The organism is Kitasatospora sp. UYEF31, from assembly GCF_057291755.1.
This window is the reverse complement of the sequence record NZ_JBXAWK010000028.1, coordinates 19254-33873: the sequence shown is the minus strand read 5'-3', so window position 1 is coordinate 33873 and position 14620 is coordinate 19254. Positions and strand designations below refer to the sequence as shown.

General features: G+C 68.8%; 11 protein-coding genes. 6 read left to right on the top strand and 5 right to left on the bottom strand.

Annotation, left to right across the window (positions count from 1 at the left end):
- Nucleotides 1-126: 126 nt before the first annotated feature.
- The gene (locus tag AC0Z36_RS16025) at nucleotides 127-1869 is read left to right on the top strand and encodes a cell division protein PerM (protein ID WP_485463554.1); all 1743 of its coding nucleotides are present in this window, start codon (nucleotides 127-129) and stop codon (nucleotides 1867-1869) included.
- Here AC0Z36_RS16025 and AC0Z36_RS16020 read toward each other — a convergent pair.
- Entirely contained in the window at nucleotides 1866-2540 is a 675-nt protein-coding gene (locus tag AC0Z36_RS16020; protein ID WP_485463553.1) for a hypothetical protein, read from the bottom strand. The two genes, AC0Z36_RS16025 and AC0Z36_RS16020, sit on opposite strands and share 4 nt — an antisense overlap.
- Nucleotides 2541-2763: 223 nt before the next feature.
- Here AC0Z36_RS16020 and purN point away from each other — a divergent pair, with 223 nt between their 5' ends.
- Both purN and purH read left to right on the top strand, forming a co-directional pair.
- Nucleotides 2764-3417: a phosphoribosylglycinamide formyltransferase gene (purN, locus tag AC0Z36_RS16015; RefSeq protein ID WP_485463584.1), complete on the top strand. Its 654-nt coding sequence runs from the start codon at nucleotides 2764-2766 to the stop codon at nucleotides 3415-3417.
- Nucleotides 3414-4979, top strand: coding sequence for a bifunctional phosphoribosylaminoimidazolecarboxamide formyltransferase/IMP cyclohydrolase (gene purH, locus AC0Z36_RS16010; RefSeq protein ID WP_485463552.1), 1566 nt, complete (start codon nucleotides 3414-3416; stop codon nucleotides 4977-4979). Before purN ends, purH begins: the two co-directional genes overlap by 4 nt.
- Nucleotides 4980-5091: 112 nt before the next feature.
- Here the strand turns inward: purH and AC0Z36_RS16005 are convergent, their stop codons facing one another.
- The 4 genes from AC0Z36_RS16005 to AC0Z36_RS15990 form a co-directional block, all read right to left on the bottom strand.
- Nucleotides 5092-5889, bottom strand: a complete 798-nt coding sequence (locus tag AC0Z36_RS16005) for a polysaccharide deacetylase family protein (protein WP_485463551.1) — start codon at nucleotides 5887-5889, stop codon at nucleotides 5092-5094.
- A 188-nt stretch (nucleotides 5890-6077) separates the two neighbouring features.
- Nucleotides 6078-6230, bottom strand: coding sequence for a hypothetical protein (locus AC0Z36_RS16000; RefSeq protein WP_485463550.1), 153 nt, complete (start codon nucleotides 6228-6230; stop codon nucleotides 6078-6080).
- A gap of 1 nt (nucleotide 6231) precedes the next feature.
- Nucleotides 6232-7275: a glycosyltransferase family 2 protein gene (locus AC0Z36_RS15995; protein WP_485463549.1), complete on the bottom strand. Its 1044-nt coding sequence runs from the start codon at nucleotides 7273-7275 to the stop codon at nucleotides 6232-6234.
- A gap of 540 nt (nucleotides 7276-7815) precedes the next feature.
- Nucleotides 7816-9570 (bottom strand): Cys-Gln thioester bond-forming surface protein, encoded by a 1755-nt coding sequence (locus AC0Z36_RS15990; protein WP_485463548.1) that lies wholly within the window; start codon nucleotides 9568-9570, stop codon nucleotides 7816-7818.
- A 536-nt stretch (nucleotides 9571-10106) separates the two neighbouring features.
- Here AC0Z36_RS15990 and AC0Z36_RS15985 point away from each other — a divergent pair.
- The 3 genes from AC0Z36_RS15985 to AC0Z36_RS15975 all read left to right on the top strand — a co-directional run bounded on the left by AC0Z36_RS15985 (nucleotide 10107) and on the right by AC0Z36_RS15975 (nucleotide 14591).
- A complete protein-coding gene (locus AC0Z36_RS15985; protein ID WP_485463547.1) occupies nucleotides 10107-11636 on the top strand; it encodes a glycosyltransferase family 2 protein in 1530 nt (509 codons plus the stop codon).
- A gap of 85 nt (nucleotides 11637-11721) precedes the next feature.
- Complete coding sequence (locus tag AC0Z36_RS15980; RefSeq protein ID WP_485463546.1) at nucleotides 11722-12795, top strand: glycoside hydrolase family 26 protein; 1074 nt, start codon at nucleotides 11722-11724, stop codon at nucleotides 12793-12795.
- The gene (locus tag AC0Z36_RS15975) at nucleotides 12795-14591 is read left to right on the top strand and encodes an ArnT family glycosyltransferase (protein WP_485463545.1); all 1797 of its coding nucleotides are present in this window, start codon (nucleotides 12795-12797) and stop codon (nucleotides 14589-14591) included. Before AC0Z36_RS15980 ends, AC0Z36_RS15975 begins: the two co-directional genes overlap by 1 nt.
- Nucleotides 14592-14620: the final 29 nt, after the last annotated feature.

Sequence of the window (14620 nt, the reverse complement as noted above, 5' to 3'; positions counted from 1 at the left end):
AAATTGATCGATTTTGAACTTTACTGATCAAGCTTGGTTGCGTGTTGCAGTTGTCTGAATCCGACACGAAAGCCTCAGAAGCCATATCCAGGGCGAATCGTACGAACCACGACAGCATCAGATGCCATGACGGACACCGCGTACGGCAGGGCCACCGGGACCGCCCAGAGTGAACCGGACGGGCAGCGCGAACCGGACGGACACGGCGGACAGCCGGAGCACGAGAAACCACCGGGCTCGCCTCCGCAGTCACCGGACAGCGACCTCGACACCGACCTCGACCCCGACGTCGACACCACCCTGCTCCGCACCCTCGGCGCGACACTCGACGGCACCTTCGCCGCCCTCACCGCAGCCGCGCTCTCCTACGCCGTGGCGGCCTTCCCCGTACTGATCGACCTGTGCGCCCGCAGCACCCGCGGCGACGCACCGGGCCCCACAGCGGTGCTCAGAACCATCGGCCGGGTGTGGCTGGCCGCCCACCGCGTCGGCCTCGGCCTGGTTCCCGCCGACCCCACCGCACCCCAGGACCCCGTACCGCTGACCCTCGTCCCCCTCGGGATCACCATCCCGGTGCTCTGGCTGCTCGCCCGCGCCGGACGCAGTGCCGTGCGGGACGCCGCCGACCCGTACGGCGACCGCGACCCCCGCTACGCCCTCGTCGCCCTGGCCGCGCTCACCGGCGTCTACGCCACCCTCGCCTGCCTGCTCACCGGGTTCGTCGACACCCGCCTGGTATCCGTCGACCAAGGGTGGGCCGCCGTCGGCGCCGCCCTGACGGCGGTGCTCGCCGGAACCGTCGGCGCGGTCCGGTCGGGCGCCCTGCACCGGCTGCCCGAGCTGTTCCCGGCCCACGTCGCCACGAAGCTGCGGACGGCCGGGACCGTCCTCACCGACGGCGTACGGACCGGTGCGGTCGCCGCCGGAGTCATGGGCATCGGCGGCGTCATCGCGGTCGGCGTACTCCTCGCCGTGCACGCGGACCGGGCGGCCACCCTCACCGGCGCGGTCGCCCCCGCCGTCGGCGACGCGGTCGGCCTGTGGGTCCTGTGCCTGGCCCTGCTGCCCAACGCGGCGGTCTGCGCGGTCGCCTTCGCAGTCGGCTCCGGCTTCACCCTCGGCGAAGGGACCGTGGTCGACAGCACGGGCATCGCGCTGGGCCCCCTCCCTGATCTGCCGCTGCTCGCCGCACTGCCCGTCGACGCCGGGCCCGTGCCGCCCGCCGCGTACGTCCTCGCGGCGATCCCCCTGCTGGCCGGGATCACGGCCGGCGCGCACGCAGCCCGGGGCGGCGGCAGACTGCGCAGCGTCGGCACCGCGCTGACGGGCTCGCTGGCCGCCGGACTGTTCGCCCTGGGCGCCGCGTGGCTGGCCACCGGCGCGGCCGGGCAGGAGGCGATGGCGTCCATCGGTCCGTTCCCGCTGCCCACCGGGCTTGCGGCGGCGGCCGGCCTTGCGCTGGTCGCGGTGCCGGTCGCGCTCTGTCTGGCCTGGTGGCGGGGGCGGCCGTTCCTGGGGGAGGCCGATGTGGCAGCGGCGGCCGATGAGGCTACGGAGTCAGCGGAGTCAGCGGCACTCGAAGAGATCGCGGAGACCCGGACCGTGCTGCTGCCCGTGCCCATGCCTGTAGCCGTGCCCGTGCCTGTAGCCGTGCCCGTGCCCGTATCCATGCTCATGCCTGTAGCCGTGCCCGTGCCCGTGACTGGTGTGCACGATGTTGTGCCGACGACGCAGGATGAACCTGCCGCGGAGCTGGCCACGGAAACACCGGAGGCACCCTTCGCAGACGTGGCCCCGGATGCGCGGAACGGGCCCGCCCCGGAGGACGGACCCGTACCTGACCAGCCGGTTCAGCGGCCCGGGAGCTAAAGAACCCCGTTGTCCACCAGGTCGCGGAACTTCTCCGGCAGGTCGTTCAGGCACCTGTCCTGCGCGGTCTTCGTCAGCGCCTGGTCACGGCAGTCGTAGTAGTCCTGCTGGGACCACTGGAAACTCCAGACGCCGAGCACCCAGACGAGTGACAGCGCCCCGGTGACCAGACCGATCATGGCCCCGGAGGGCCGTGTGTCGCCTCTCACCACAGTGCCCGCGTGCTGCTCGCCGCTGCGGGCGTGGCCCGGGGTGTGCGCGGTGCTCCCGGGACCCGCTTCGACACGGGGCCCGGGAGTGGCGGGGTGCGGAGTCTTACGCATCACGCTGACGGCCATGCCGATGGCGGCGACGCCCAGCACAAAGGCGAAGACGTAGCTCATCTCGGACGGCAGGAAAATCGCCAGGAACAGCGCCCAGGCACCCGCCCACAGGGCGAACCTGGCCGTCCGGCGGCGCTTGACGGCCGGGTCCTTGGGGTCGCCCGGCTCACGCTCGCCGCCGGCCGGCCGGTTCGGCCGCCCCCACGGTGAGCGTTCACGGTCCTGCGGCGGCCGCTGCGGCTCGTTGTTCTGCGGAGCGTTCCACGGAGCCGCCGGCGGACGGTCGGGCGCGCCCTCCGGCGGCGGGGCGTAGGGGTCCCGCTCGTCGGTCTCGTTGCCGGTGCTCATTCTCGTAAGCCTGCCCTCGTCAGTGCCGGTGCCCCTCCCTATGGATCGTACGGGTGCACGCAGTTACGTGGACTACCGGCTTCGCTGAGGGAGGAGATGTCGCGCTATCGTTGGTGACGTCCAGGTGTCGCCCATCGTTCCCTTGGCGCCCACCGTTCCCGTCACCGCCCCCGTTCCGGGCGGCCGGCACCAGAAGAGGGCCTGATCCCCTGTGCCCGAGCACGTGGTAGACCCCGCCGTAGAGACCGTCACCTTCGCTGCGCACAATTCCGCGCCCGCGCGCCTTGTTGTGCTCGTCTCCGGATCCGGCACGAACCTCCAGGCCCTGATCGACGCTTGTACGGACGACTCGTACGGCGCGAAGATCGTAGCCGTGGCCGCGGACCGGGACGGCATCGCCGGTCTGGACCGGGCCGACACGGCGGGTGTCCCGGCGTTCACCGAGAAGGTGTCCGACCACCTCGACCGGGCGGCGTGGGACACCGCGCTCACCGAGGAGGTCGCGGCTTTCGAGCCCGACCTGGTCGTCTCCGCGGGGTTCATGAAGATCCTCGGGCCGGTGTTCCTGGACCGCTTCGGCGGCCGTACGGTCAACACCCACCCCGCCCTGCTGCCGGCTTTCCCCGGTGCGCACGGCGTCCGGGACGCGCTCGCGTACGGCGTGAAGGTCACCGGCTGCACCGTCCACTTCGTCGACTCCGGCGTGGACACCGGGCCGATCATCGCCCAGGGCACCGTGGAGGTCAGGGCCGGCGAGGACGAGGAAGCGCTGCACGAGCGCATCAAAACTGTCGAGCGTTCGCTGCTCGTTGAATATGTGGGCCGCCTGGCCCGTGATGGTTACCGCATCGAAGGAAGAAAGGTCACCCTCCCGTGACTTCGCCTGCCGCCCAGCGTCTGATCCGCCGCGCACTCATCAGCGTCTATGACAAGACCGGCCTTGAGGAGCTCGCCCAGGGGCTGCACGCCGCCGGCGTGGCCCTGGTCTCCACCGGTTCCACGGCGGGCCGCATCGCCGCCGCCGGGGTGCCCGTCACCAAGGTGGAGGAGCTGACCGGCTTCCCCGAGTGCCTCGACGGCCGGGTCAAGACGCTGCACCCGAGGGTGCACGCCGGCATCCTGGCCGACCTGCGCCTTGAGGACCACCAAAAGCAGCTGGCCGACCTCGGGATCGAGCCGTTCGACCTGGTTGTGGTCAACCTCTACCCGTTCGCCGCGACCGTGGCCTCCGGCGCGGCCGAGGACGAGGTCGTCGAGCAGATCGACATCGGCGGTCCGTCGATGGTGCGCGCCGCGGCCAAGAACCACCCGTCGGTCGCCGTGGTCGTGGACCCGGCCCGCTACACCGACGTCATCGCCGCGGTGGCCGACGGCGGCTTCACCCTGGACCAGCGCAAGCGCCTGGCCGGTGACGCGTTCGCGCACACCGCCGCGTACGACGTCGCGGTCGCGAACTGGTTCGCCGGCACCTACGCCCCGGGTGATTCCGCGTCGTTCCCGGCGTTCACCGGCCAGACCGCGACCCGGCAGAACGTGCTGCGGTACGGCGAGAACCCGCACCAGGCGGCCGCGATCTACACCGACGGCTCAGGGGCCGGCCTCGCCGCCGCGGAGCAGCTGCACGGCAAGGAGATGTCGTACAACAACTACGTCGACACTGACGCGGCCCGCCGTTCGGCGTACGACCACGACGCACCGTGCGTCGCGATCATCAAGCACGCCAACCCGTGCGGCATCGCCATCGGCGCGGACGTCGCCGAGGCGCACCGGCTGGCCAACGCGTGTGACCCGATGTCCGCGTTCGGCGGTGTGATCGCGGTCAACCGCCCGGTCTCGGTCGCGATGGCCGAGCAGGTCGCGGAGGTCTTCACCGAAGTCATCGTCGCCCCGGCGTACGAAGACGGCGCGGTCGAGGTCCTCGCCCGCAAGAAGAACATCCGCATCCTCGTGAGCCCGGCCGCACCGGCGACGGCTTACGAGACCCGTCCGGTCTCCGGCGGCACGCTCGTCCAGCAGGCCGACCGCATCGACGCCCCGGGCGACGACGCGGCCAACTGGACCCTCGCGGTGGGTGAGCCGGCCGACGCGGACACTCTGCGCGACCTGGTGTTCGCCTGGCGGTCCGTCAGGGCCGTGAAGTCCAACGCGATCCTGCTGGCCAAGGGCGGCGCGACCGTCGGCGTCGGCATGGGTCAGGTCAACCGCGTCGATTCCGCCAAGCTCGCTGTGCGGCGCGCGGGGGAGGAGCGGGCCGCCGGTTCGGTCGCCGCCTCCGACGCGTTCTTCCCGTTCGCCGACGGTCTTCAGGTGTTGCTGGCCGCAGGGGTCAAGGCCGTTGTGCAGCCCGGTGGTTCGGTCCGTGACGAGGAGGTCGTCGCGGCGGCCCGCGAGGCGGGCGTGACGCTTTACCTGACCGGCACGCGTCACTTCTTCCACTGAGTTTGAATACCGTACGGAATTGAACTCCGCAGGGCCCCGGCAGTTGCGACTGCCGGGGCCCTGCGGCGCGTCCGGGGTGTTCACGGTCGTTGTGCGCGCACCCACCCGGCGGTCACCAGGGCGCCACCGTGGCGTTGAACGTGACGGTGCCCCAGGCCGTGACCGCCTTGGTGCTCGGGACGACCCGCCCGGCGCACAGCTTGCGTTCGGCCAGCTTCTTCGCGATCTGCGGGATTGCTTCCAGCGTCGTCTTGTAGCCGTCGTGCATCAGGATGTTGCCGCCGGGCTGCACGGTCAGCGCATTGGCGACGATCTTCGCGGTCGTCGCCTTGTCGTAGTCGTGGGAGTCGACGGTCCACAGCACCTGGGTCATCCCGAGGCTGTTCACGCCTTGCACGAGGGCCGGGTTGCTGCGGCCGAACGGCGGACGGAACAGGGTCGGCGCGGCGCCTGTCAGCTGCTCCAGGATCTGACTGGTGCCCAGCACTTCGTTGAACGCCGCGACGGGCGGCAGTTCGTCGAGGAACGGGTGCGAGTACGAGTGGTTGGCGATCTGATGCCCGGCGGCCAGGGCGTCCTTGACGTACTGCTGCTGTTCCTGTGCGCGGGCGCCGATGACGAAGAAGGTCGCGCGGACGTTCGCGGCCTTCAGCGCCTTGAGGTAGTCCGGCGTCATTGCTGACGGACTGTCATCGAAGGTGATGGCGACGTACCCGGCCGCGCACTCCGGCGGCTTGGGCACTCCGGTCAGCGCGGCGAGGTTGACGTTGGGCGGCGGGGCCGCGGCCGGGGACTGCGTGGCACCGGACTTCTTCCCCGTAGAGCTGCCACCGAACGAGCACGCCGTGAGCGCGGCGGCACAGAACAGCGCGGACACGGTGGTCAGGGTGCGCCGTCGGGTGGCGGACACGGGGATTCCTTCCAGGGAATAGACACGGAGGGGAAATGGCACAGTGGGACAGAGCGCAGAGGAGGAAACAACACCGAGTGGACCGTCCCGCACTGTCGTCCGCGCTTGATGAACAAAGTGCGGCACGGACAGCCCCGGACGGTCCACTCGGCGGAGGAGCGTGCTGGTTTTTAGCGTAGACGCCGCAGTCAGCTGTTGCGAGCCGGCAGCAGCCGCTTGAGCGCCAGACCCGCGCTGAGCAGCGCGAAGGCCGCTACGACCGCCCACATGACGTTGGCTCCGGTGGCGGCGAGGGCGCCTCCTGTGCCGAGTGCTGCGGCGCCGGTGCTTGCGTTGTACATGTCACCAATTCCTTTCTTTTTTGAATAGTGCGTCCCAGAACGCTTTGGCCTGGGCCGCCTGGAGAAACAGGTCGAAAGCCATTTCGACCACCACAAGCGCGCCGATGAACATCTGCAGGGGACCGCGTTTGCGGACGGTCACCGCGCGCTCGAGCGAGAAGATCACCGTGATGGCCATCCACATCGGTTTGATGGTGAGATGGCCGGTGGCGATCAGGGCTATTACCACCGAGCTGAGGTAGATGATGACGACGAGCAGACCTACCAGGGACAGGAGTTGCCGTCCCCAGTAGTTGCGCGTCACCCGCGTCCAGCCGTAGTCGGAGAGGTTTTCCAGCGCACCGCGCTTCCAGCGCACCCGTTGCTTGAACAGCTCCGACCAGGTGGGCATCACCTCGGTCATCAGCGTGCACTTCGGCGGGCAGATGATCCGGAAGCCCAGGTGCAGGATGGCCAGGGTGAGTTCGTTGTCCTCGGTCAGCACCCGGGTGTCGTACACGTGGCCGTCCCCGGGCAGTTCCCGGACCCGCCGCGCGACTACGACCTCTTTGATGGTCAGCGCCCGGAACAGCGTCGCGGTGCCGGTCAGTACGAGGGCCTTGCCGGCCAGGCGCTCCACGTCACGCATGTAGCGCGCGTACTCGTTGCGCTGCATCGTCCCGATGAAGCCGCCGCCGGGCTTCCCGGTGAAGGTGCCGCCGACAGCGGCGTATTTCCCGCTCGCCAGTCGGATCAGAGCCTGTTCGAGGAACTCCGAGTTGAGCGCCGAGTCGGCGTCCATCACCAGGACCGCGTCGAGCGCGCCCATCTGTGGCAGCACCCGGTCCAGGACCTGGTTGAGTCCGCCGGCCTTCTTGTGCATGTTGTCCACGGTGGTGAAGACCTGGACGCCGTAGCTGTGCGCGATTTCCACAGTCCGGTCCGAGCAGTTGTCCGCGATCACGATGATCCGAGCCGGCGGACGGGTCTGTGCGAGGAGCGACTCGATCGTCTCGGCGATCTGGTCTTCCTCGTTGTGCGCCGGGACCAGGGCGGTGATCTTCATGTGCTCGAGCGGGGCGGCTGGCAGGGATCTCCGCCGTCGCCGTTTGGGCTTGAGCTTGAAGGGTTCCGCCCGCGTCGGGGCGTGCTTACGCCGCCGCCCCTGTCCGGCACCGGCCGGCACCACGTCCGGCTGCGGCTGGTATCCCGGCTTGAGCAGCCGGATGACCCCCGTGTCGGTCAGATCCGGCGTCGGATCCGGCGTCGGATCGGAACGCGCGGGACCGTTCTCTGAAATCTTCGGCAGGACGACGGTTGACGGATTCTCGTAGGTGCGCTCAGGCGATTCGATCCACCCGTGTTGGCTCGACAGGACAACCCCCCTGGATCTTCCCGTATACCGGCAATCGTCCGAAAAGATCAGGTATTTGTAAACATGATCTGAATCACCGTCCGAATAGCTCCGCTATGCGCGTTTCGGGAAATTAACGGGCGCTTAACGGCATTTGCGGTGTCTGTCGATCGGGGCGACCGAAGTCCCGACCTCGACGGGGTCGGGACTTCGGCCCGGCACGCCTGATGAATCAGGGTGTTTGGTGGTATTTCAGGCGTTGTTGCTGGCCCGGCGACGTCCCATGTACACAGCACCGGCTCCGCCGAGCAGCAGGGCGCCCGCGATGCCGCCGCTGATGCCCGCGGTGTTGCCGCTGTCGCCGGCGCCGGTCTCGGCGAGGTCGGCCTTGGCCTCGGCGACCGGGACCCAGTCCACGGTGACGTCGGGGTTCTTCGTACCCGGCTCGACGACCGGGCGGGACGGCTCCTCAGGCGTAGAGGCGGTGGGCGGTACTGCCGACGGCTTGGCCGAACTGCTGGCCGGAGCGGGAGCCGAGGTCGACGGCTTCACCGAATCCGACGGCTTGGCCGACGGCTTGACGGACTCTGACGGCTTGTCCGAAGGTTTCCCCGACTCCGACGGCTTGACCGACTCCGACGGCTTGACCGACTCGGACGGCTTCGTCGGGGTGTCGGGCGAAGCTGACGGGCTGGCCGGCGCGCTGCTGGACGCCGACGGCACCGGGGTGGGCCCGACCGGCGGGATCTTGCAGTTCAGCGTGCCCGCGAAGGACTTCTCGAAGCCGGCCGCGTTGACCTTGACGTTGTACGCCGTGTCCTCGGCGACCTGCACGAAGTGGTGCTTCGTCTCGCCGGGCTTGACGGTGAGCTTGTCCGCGCCGCCGGTGGCTGTGCCTATGGAGAACACCGCGTCGGCGTCACCGGAGTTGGTCAGCGTCACATCGACGCCGCCCTTGGCGCAGTCCTCCTTCAAGGCCGCACCCGGGAGCGCGGTCTTCTGCTTGTCCCAGCTGACCGTGGCGGCGCCCTTGACGGTGACGTCCGTCGAGCCGGCCGTGATGAGCGTCTGGGTCTTCTTGCGGCTCTCGCCGAGGAAGACACGACCGATGTTGACCCCGGCCTTGGCCTCTGCCGTCAGCTTCACCGAACCCGGCTTGGTGCCGGCCGGGACCTTCACGTACAGGTTGCTGTCCTTGACCGCGGTGGTCAGCGGTGCGCCGGCCTGGTCGACGAGTGTGACCCCGGCGGGGGCCTGTCCGTCGATGGTGACCTTGACGGCGTCCCGGGCTGTGGTCTTGACGGTGACCGGGCCGACTCCGGGCTGGTCGCCGTCGTTGCCGTTGGTCTGCTCCGGGGTGAGCCGCAGCGACGCGGTCGGTTCCTCCGCGAGGCCGACGTTGGCCTTGCCGACGAGGTAGTTGTACAGCGCGGTGATGTCGGCGTTGTCACCTCGGCTGCCGAGCCAGTTGTCCCAGCCGCCGGACCGCAGGGCCACATCGTTGCTGAAGTGCCAGACGGCGGCCTGCGTGGCAGCGGTGGCCTCGGCCTCGGAGAGGTCGTACTTCTTGTCCTTGCCGCGGCCCTTCAGGGGCAGCCCGGCGGTCTTGGAGAGCGCGGTCAGGTCGAGGACGTTCGGGTACGAGTTGTTCAGCACCCAGTTGATCTTGGACACCTTGGCGGTGTCCTGGAGCCAGGAGTCCTTCCAAGCGCCCTCTTCGTACGTCGCGTTGCCGCTGACGCCCGTTTCCAGATCGATGCAGTAGACGAGGGTCTGGCCGCGCCGGCCGTCACCCAGGACCATGAGACCGGTCTGGACGTTCTCCCGGCCGTGCTTCGTCTGGAGGGAAACGCTGCCCTTGGTCCCCTTCTTGGTGCCCTCGAACCGCATCGGGACCTGGTCGGCGGCATTCGCGACGGGAGCCAGGGTGAGCGCGGTGGCGGCGGTGAGGCCGGCTATCGCCAGCATCGATCCGGCGCGGGTGGTGGCCCGCTGTGTCCAGAACATGAAAAGGAATGCTCCTCGCGAGAAACAGGAAGGGGCGGCCGTTTCAGCATTGAACCGGGGCAAAACACCCGGCGCCGGAAATTCCCACTCCGGCGGGCCGCCGGGGACAGCTTTCAGGCCGCGCGTACGTACCGTCAATTCGCGGCGCGGAACAATTCGACGCTTCCGCCGACGCTGATCCTTCTACCGTGCTCACGCCGGGTCCAACGGGAGGGGGCGTGAGTAATATCACGCCAGTCCGGGGCGGAACTTCGAAGCGGAAACCGTCCGGTAACGCGTCGGGGGTGACTGCCTGGGCCATTCAGCTGACATTGAACGCCCGAAAGATGCTATATGGACACTTTGTCCATCTTTTTCATCATACAGAGCAATTAATCCATCCGGTTTTCCATAACAGTCGCGAAATATGCGGCTTTCGTCGTCCCAAAGCCTACGGAACCGCCGAATGTGATTGCTAAAATCCCCAAGCTGCGGAGCCGGGCCTGGCAACACACGGGAAGGGGCCCCGGCAGCCGAACTCAGGGAGTACAGCGCGTATGGCGAACACTGTCCAAAGGCCGCCCGGCTTACGACGTGACGCGGCGTCACGGCACCGCAGCCGACGGCGCGCCTCCCCACCGGACATCGTCTCCGAACAGACCGGCCTGCTCCCCGTCCCGCCCAACGACCGGGAGAAGTACAACTACGTCAAACGCAACCTGTGGGTGCTCTCCCTCTTCTCCTTCCTCGGCTTCCTCGGCCTGCTCGTCAGCCAGTTCCGGCTGACCTTCAGCTCCGCCTGGTTCTGGGTCTACACGCCGGTCCTCATGTTCGTCGCGGCCGACTACCTGGTGTCCTTCTGGGTCAACGGCGTCAGCAGGGACTTCGACATCCGGGCCCACCGCCGCCTCGTCAACAACTGGCACCCCGGTGAACACCCCTCCGTGGACGTGTTCCTGCCGATCTGCGGCGAACCGGCCGACGTCCTGCGCAACACCTGGACGTACGTCACCCGGCTCCAGGAGCAGTACCGGGGCCACGTCTCGACCTACGTCCTGGACGACGGCGCCAACCCCGAAGCCGAGGCGCTGGCCGCCGAGTTCGGCTTCGTCTACGGCACCAGGCCCGACCGCGGCGTGTGCAAGAAGGCCGGAAACCTCAACTTCGGGCTCAGCTTCTCCGACGGCAAGTACGTCCTCATCCTCGACGCCGACTTCGCCCCCCGGCACGACCTGCTCGACGAAGTCCTGCCGTACCTCGAAACCGACGCCCGCCTCGGCATCGTGCAGACCCCGCAGTACTTCCACGTACTGGACTGGCAGAACTGGGTCGAACGCGGCGCGGGGGCCATCCAGGAGCTCTTCTACCGCTTCGTCCAGGTCTCCCGGAACAGCCGCGACGCCGCGATATGCGTCGGCAGCTGCGCGGTCTACCGGCGCGAAGCGCTGGATGAGAACGGCGGCATATCCCAGGTCTCCCACACCGAGGACGTGTTCACCGGATTCGACCTCGCCCGGCACGGCTGGCGGCTGCGCTACATCCCCATCGCCCTGTCCACCGGCCTGTGCCCCAACACCGTCAGCGCCTTCTACAACCAGCAGTACCGCTGGTGCTACGGCTCGATCCAGATGATGGTCGACACGAAGTTCTGGACCGCGAACCTCCGTCCCGTCACCCGGCTCTGCTACATATCGGGCTACCTGTACTACATCCAGACGGCGCTGTTCGTCTTCATCGCCCCGCTGATCCCCGTCATGCTGCTGCTCATCGCCCCCGAGACGGTCGACATCGACTCGGTGTGGTGGACATGCCGAGCCTGGTCTACGCCGCGCTGGTCTACCCGTTGTGGCACCGCAACCCCTACCGGCTCGAAGCGTACGGTGTGCAACTGCTGTGCAGCTGGGCCCACGTGTTCGCCATCTGGGACTGCATCAGGGGACGCCAGATGGGCTGGGAGCCCACCGGCGGCAGCACGGTCAAGGACAAGAACCACCGGATGTTCCTCGGCGTGGGCATCTGGTCCGGCGGCGCCACCCTCGGCTGGCTGGGCCTCGCACTGTGGCGCATGGTCGGCACGGACCCGGTGAACTTCGGCTTCGTCTTCGGCGCGGGACTCTTCTACGCGCTGTCCATAGGACGCGTCCTGGTCGAGCCCCGGACGGCGGTCGTCGCGTGACCCGCACCGCCGACCGCACCCGCACCGCACTCGCCGCGTCCGCACTCGCCATCGTCCTTGCCGCGACCGGCTGTTCCGGATCCTCCGGGGACTCCGCAAAGACACCCGGCGGGGGAACCCCAGCACCCCTGCCAGGCGACGCCGGGACAACCGGCGACCCTGCGGCGAAGCCGGGCGAATCCGGGAAGACCGACCCCAAGAAGGGGCCGGAAATCCCATACGACATAGGCCCGTTGCTGCGCCCGAAGAGCAAATACCTCGGCGTGGCACTGGACGGCGTCCCCGCCGACGTCAAACCACTGAAGGCCTACACGACGACCATCGGCAAGACCCCGAACCTGGTGGAGTTCTACGCAGCCTGGGGCCACGGCTTCGACACCGACGGCGCACGGCGCGTCTGGGAGGCCGGTGCGGTCCCGTACGTCGCCTGGGAACCCTTCACGCCGACGATGAAAGAGATCGCCGCCGGGAAAACCGACGACTACGTACGGAAGTTCGCATACGCGGTGCGCGACCTGAACGTCCCCGTGGCGCTCAGCATCGGGCATGAGATGAACGGCCACTGGTTCGAGTGGGGCACCAAGACGACCAGTCCCGCCGACTTCGTCAAAGCCTGGAAACACGTACACGACCTGTTCACCCAGGCCGGGGCCACCAACGTGCTGTGGGTGTGGAACCCGAACGTGACCGTCCCGGTCCCGGACGTCCCCCTCGCACCGCTGTACCCGGGCGACGCGTACGTCGACTGGATCGGCATCACCGGCTACTACACCAAGACCGGGCCCAAGGACTTCGCGACGCTGTTCAAGCCCACCGCACAGGAGGTCCGCACCTTCACCAAGAAGCCGGTCCTCGTCACCGAGACCGGCTCACAGGCGGGCCCGCGCAAGGCGAAGGACATCGCCGACCTGACGAAGTCGGTGGCCGCTGACCCGGACTTCCTCGGCTTCATCTGGTTCGAGTACAACAAGGAGTCCGACTGGCGGGCCACCGCGGACCCGGCGGCACTCGCGGCCTTCAAACAGGGCATCACGGACCGGAGTTACGGCTTCGACGTGAGGAAGCCTTGATGGCGGGTCGCCGTGCCGCGCCGAAACCGCGCGGCATCCGGCGGCGCGCCGTCGAAGAAGTCACCGAACGGCCGGTCGGACAGCCCACCGGGCACTTAGAAGAAGTCACCGAACGGCCGGTCGGACAGCCCACACGGCACTTAGCCGAGCGGCCCGCCGGAGGCCTCGTCGAAGCCGCCACCGCACCGCTGCCGGTCCTCCGGCCCAAGGGCACGGTCGCGGTACGCCCCCGCACCCGGCCGCCCGTCCCAGTGCGGCACTACCGGACCCCGCCACCGCCGCCCGCACCGCCCCGCCGGATGTGGGTCAGCCGCGCCCTCCTCGCCGTCATCCTGCTCGTCCAGGCGGTGATGACCCTCAGCCTGCACAACACCGCGTTCCAGGACGAAGCGCTGTACCTCTACGCGGGCCACGAGGAGATCGCCAACCTGCGGGACGGCACGCCACTGTCGGCCGACTACGCCGGCTACTTCTCCGGCGTCCCGGTCCTCTACCCGGTGGCCGCCGCGTTCTTCGACGGCCTCGGCGGCCTCGCCGCCGCCCGCGGCTTCAGCCTCTTCTGCATGCTCGGCACCACAGCCCTGCTGTACTCCCTGACCCGGCTGCTGTTCAACGAACGCGTCGGACTGAGCGCCGCGGCCCTGTTCGGGGTGGCCACCCCGGTGCTGTTCCTGGGGAACTTCGCCACCTTCGACGCCCCGGCCGTGGCGCTGCTCGCGCTCGGGACGTGGAGCGCGGTCCGCTTCGCCCGCGCCGACCGCCCGTACTACCTGGCCGCAGCCCCGGCCCTCGCCCTGGCAGTCGGGGTCAAGTACGCGGCCCTGATGTTCGTGCCCACCGTGGCGGCGGTGGCCGCGCTCGCCGCGTTCCCGTTCCACGCCTGGCGGGCCCTCCTCCGGGCCGTCCTGCTGTCAGCCGCCGCCGCTGCCCTGCTCGGCCTGTCGGTCCTGATCCTCGGCGCCGGCGCGCTCAAAGGAGTCACCTTCACCACGACCAACCGGATCGCGGGTGACTCACCCACCTGGGGGATGGTCCACAACTCCTGGACCTGGGCCGGCCTGGTCTTCCTGCTCGCAGCCCTCGGCACCGTCGCCTACACCCGCCGGGCCCGTACGGAAGAACAGAACACCGGACCGCGCAACCCCTTCCCCGCCGAAGCGCACACCACCCGGATCGAGAGATGGTGGCGCCTCACCCTCAGCCTGGTGCTCACCGGCACCGCAGTGCTGCCGCTGGCCTACCAGATCCACCTGCACACCCACGTCTCGCTGCACAAGCACCTCGGCTTCGGCCTCCTGTTCGCCGCGCCCATGGCCGGCATCGGCCTCACCCGGATATTCGGCGAACACTTCCGCCGCCCGCAGATCGGCGTCGCAGTCTGGGTCCTGGTCACCGTGCTGGGCCTCAGCCAGGCGCAGAACCTGTTCCACTCATGGCCCGACTCGGCCAAAGCCGTCCAGACCGTACGGCCGCACCTGAAACCTGACGGGCACTACCTCACCGACGTCTACGAAGTACCGGTCTACTACTTGCGGCCCGGGACGAGCCCGACCCAGTGGACCTCCCCGTACTACTTCCAGTACGACCAGCCAGGACGCGCCCCCCTGACCGGGCCGGACGCCTACCGCACAGCCGTCAACGACGGCTGGTTCGACCTGATCCTCTTCGAGAACAACACCTCAACCTTCAACGCCACGCTCACCCAGACCGTCCGCGACAGCGGCCGCTACCGACTGCGCGCCTCCCTGCCACAGCCCGGGAACGTCGGCACCTACTACATCTGGGTCAAATCCTGACCCGGCCCGGCCCGGGTCCCCGGCACCAC

What these genes read in the sequence shown, in the direction of transcription:
- AC0Z36_RS16025 (WP_485463554.1), top strand. Translation starts at nt 127, where the DNA reads ATGACGGACACCGCGTACGGCAGGGCCACCGGGACCGCCCAGAGTGAA.
- AC0Z36_RS16020 (WP_485463553.1), bottom strand. Translation starts at nt 2,540, where the DNA reads ATGAGCACCGGCAACGAGACCGACGAGCGGGACCCCTACGCCCCGCCG.
- AC0Z36_RS16000 (WP_485463550.1), bottom strand. Translation starts at nt 6,230, where the DNA reads ATGTACAACGCAAGCACCGGCGCCGCAGCACTCGGCACAGGAGGCGCC.
- AC0Z36_RS15995 (WP_485463549.1), bottom strand. Translation starts at nt 7,275, where the DNA reads ATGAAGATCACCGCCCTGGTCCCGGCGCACAACGAGGAAGACCAGATC.
- AC0Z36_RS15990 (WP_485463548.1), bottom strand. Translation starts at nt 9,570, where the DNA reads ATGTTCTGGACACAGCGGGCCACCACCCGCGCCGGATCGATGCTGGCG.
- AC0Z36_RS15985 (WP_485463547.1), top strand. Translation starts at nt 10,107, where the DNA reads ATGGCGAACACTGTCCAAAGGCCGCCCGGCTTACGACGTGACGCGGCG.
- AC0Z36_RS15975 (WP_485463545.1), top strand. Translation starts at nt 12,795, where the DNA reads ATGGCGGGTCGCCGTGCCGCGCCGAAACCGCGCGGCATCCGGCGGCGC.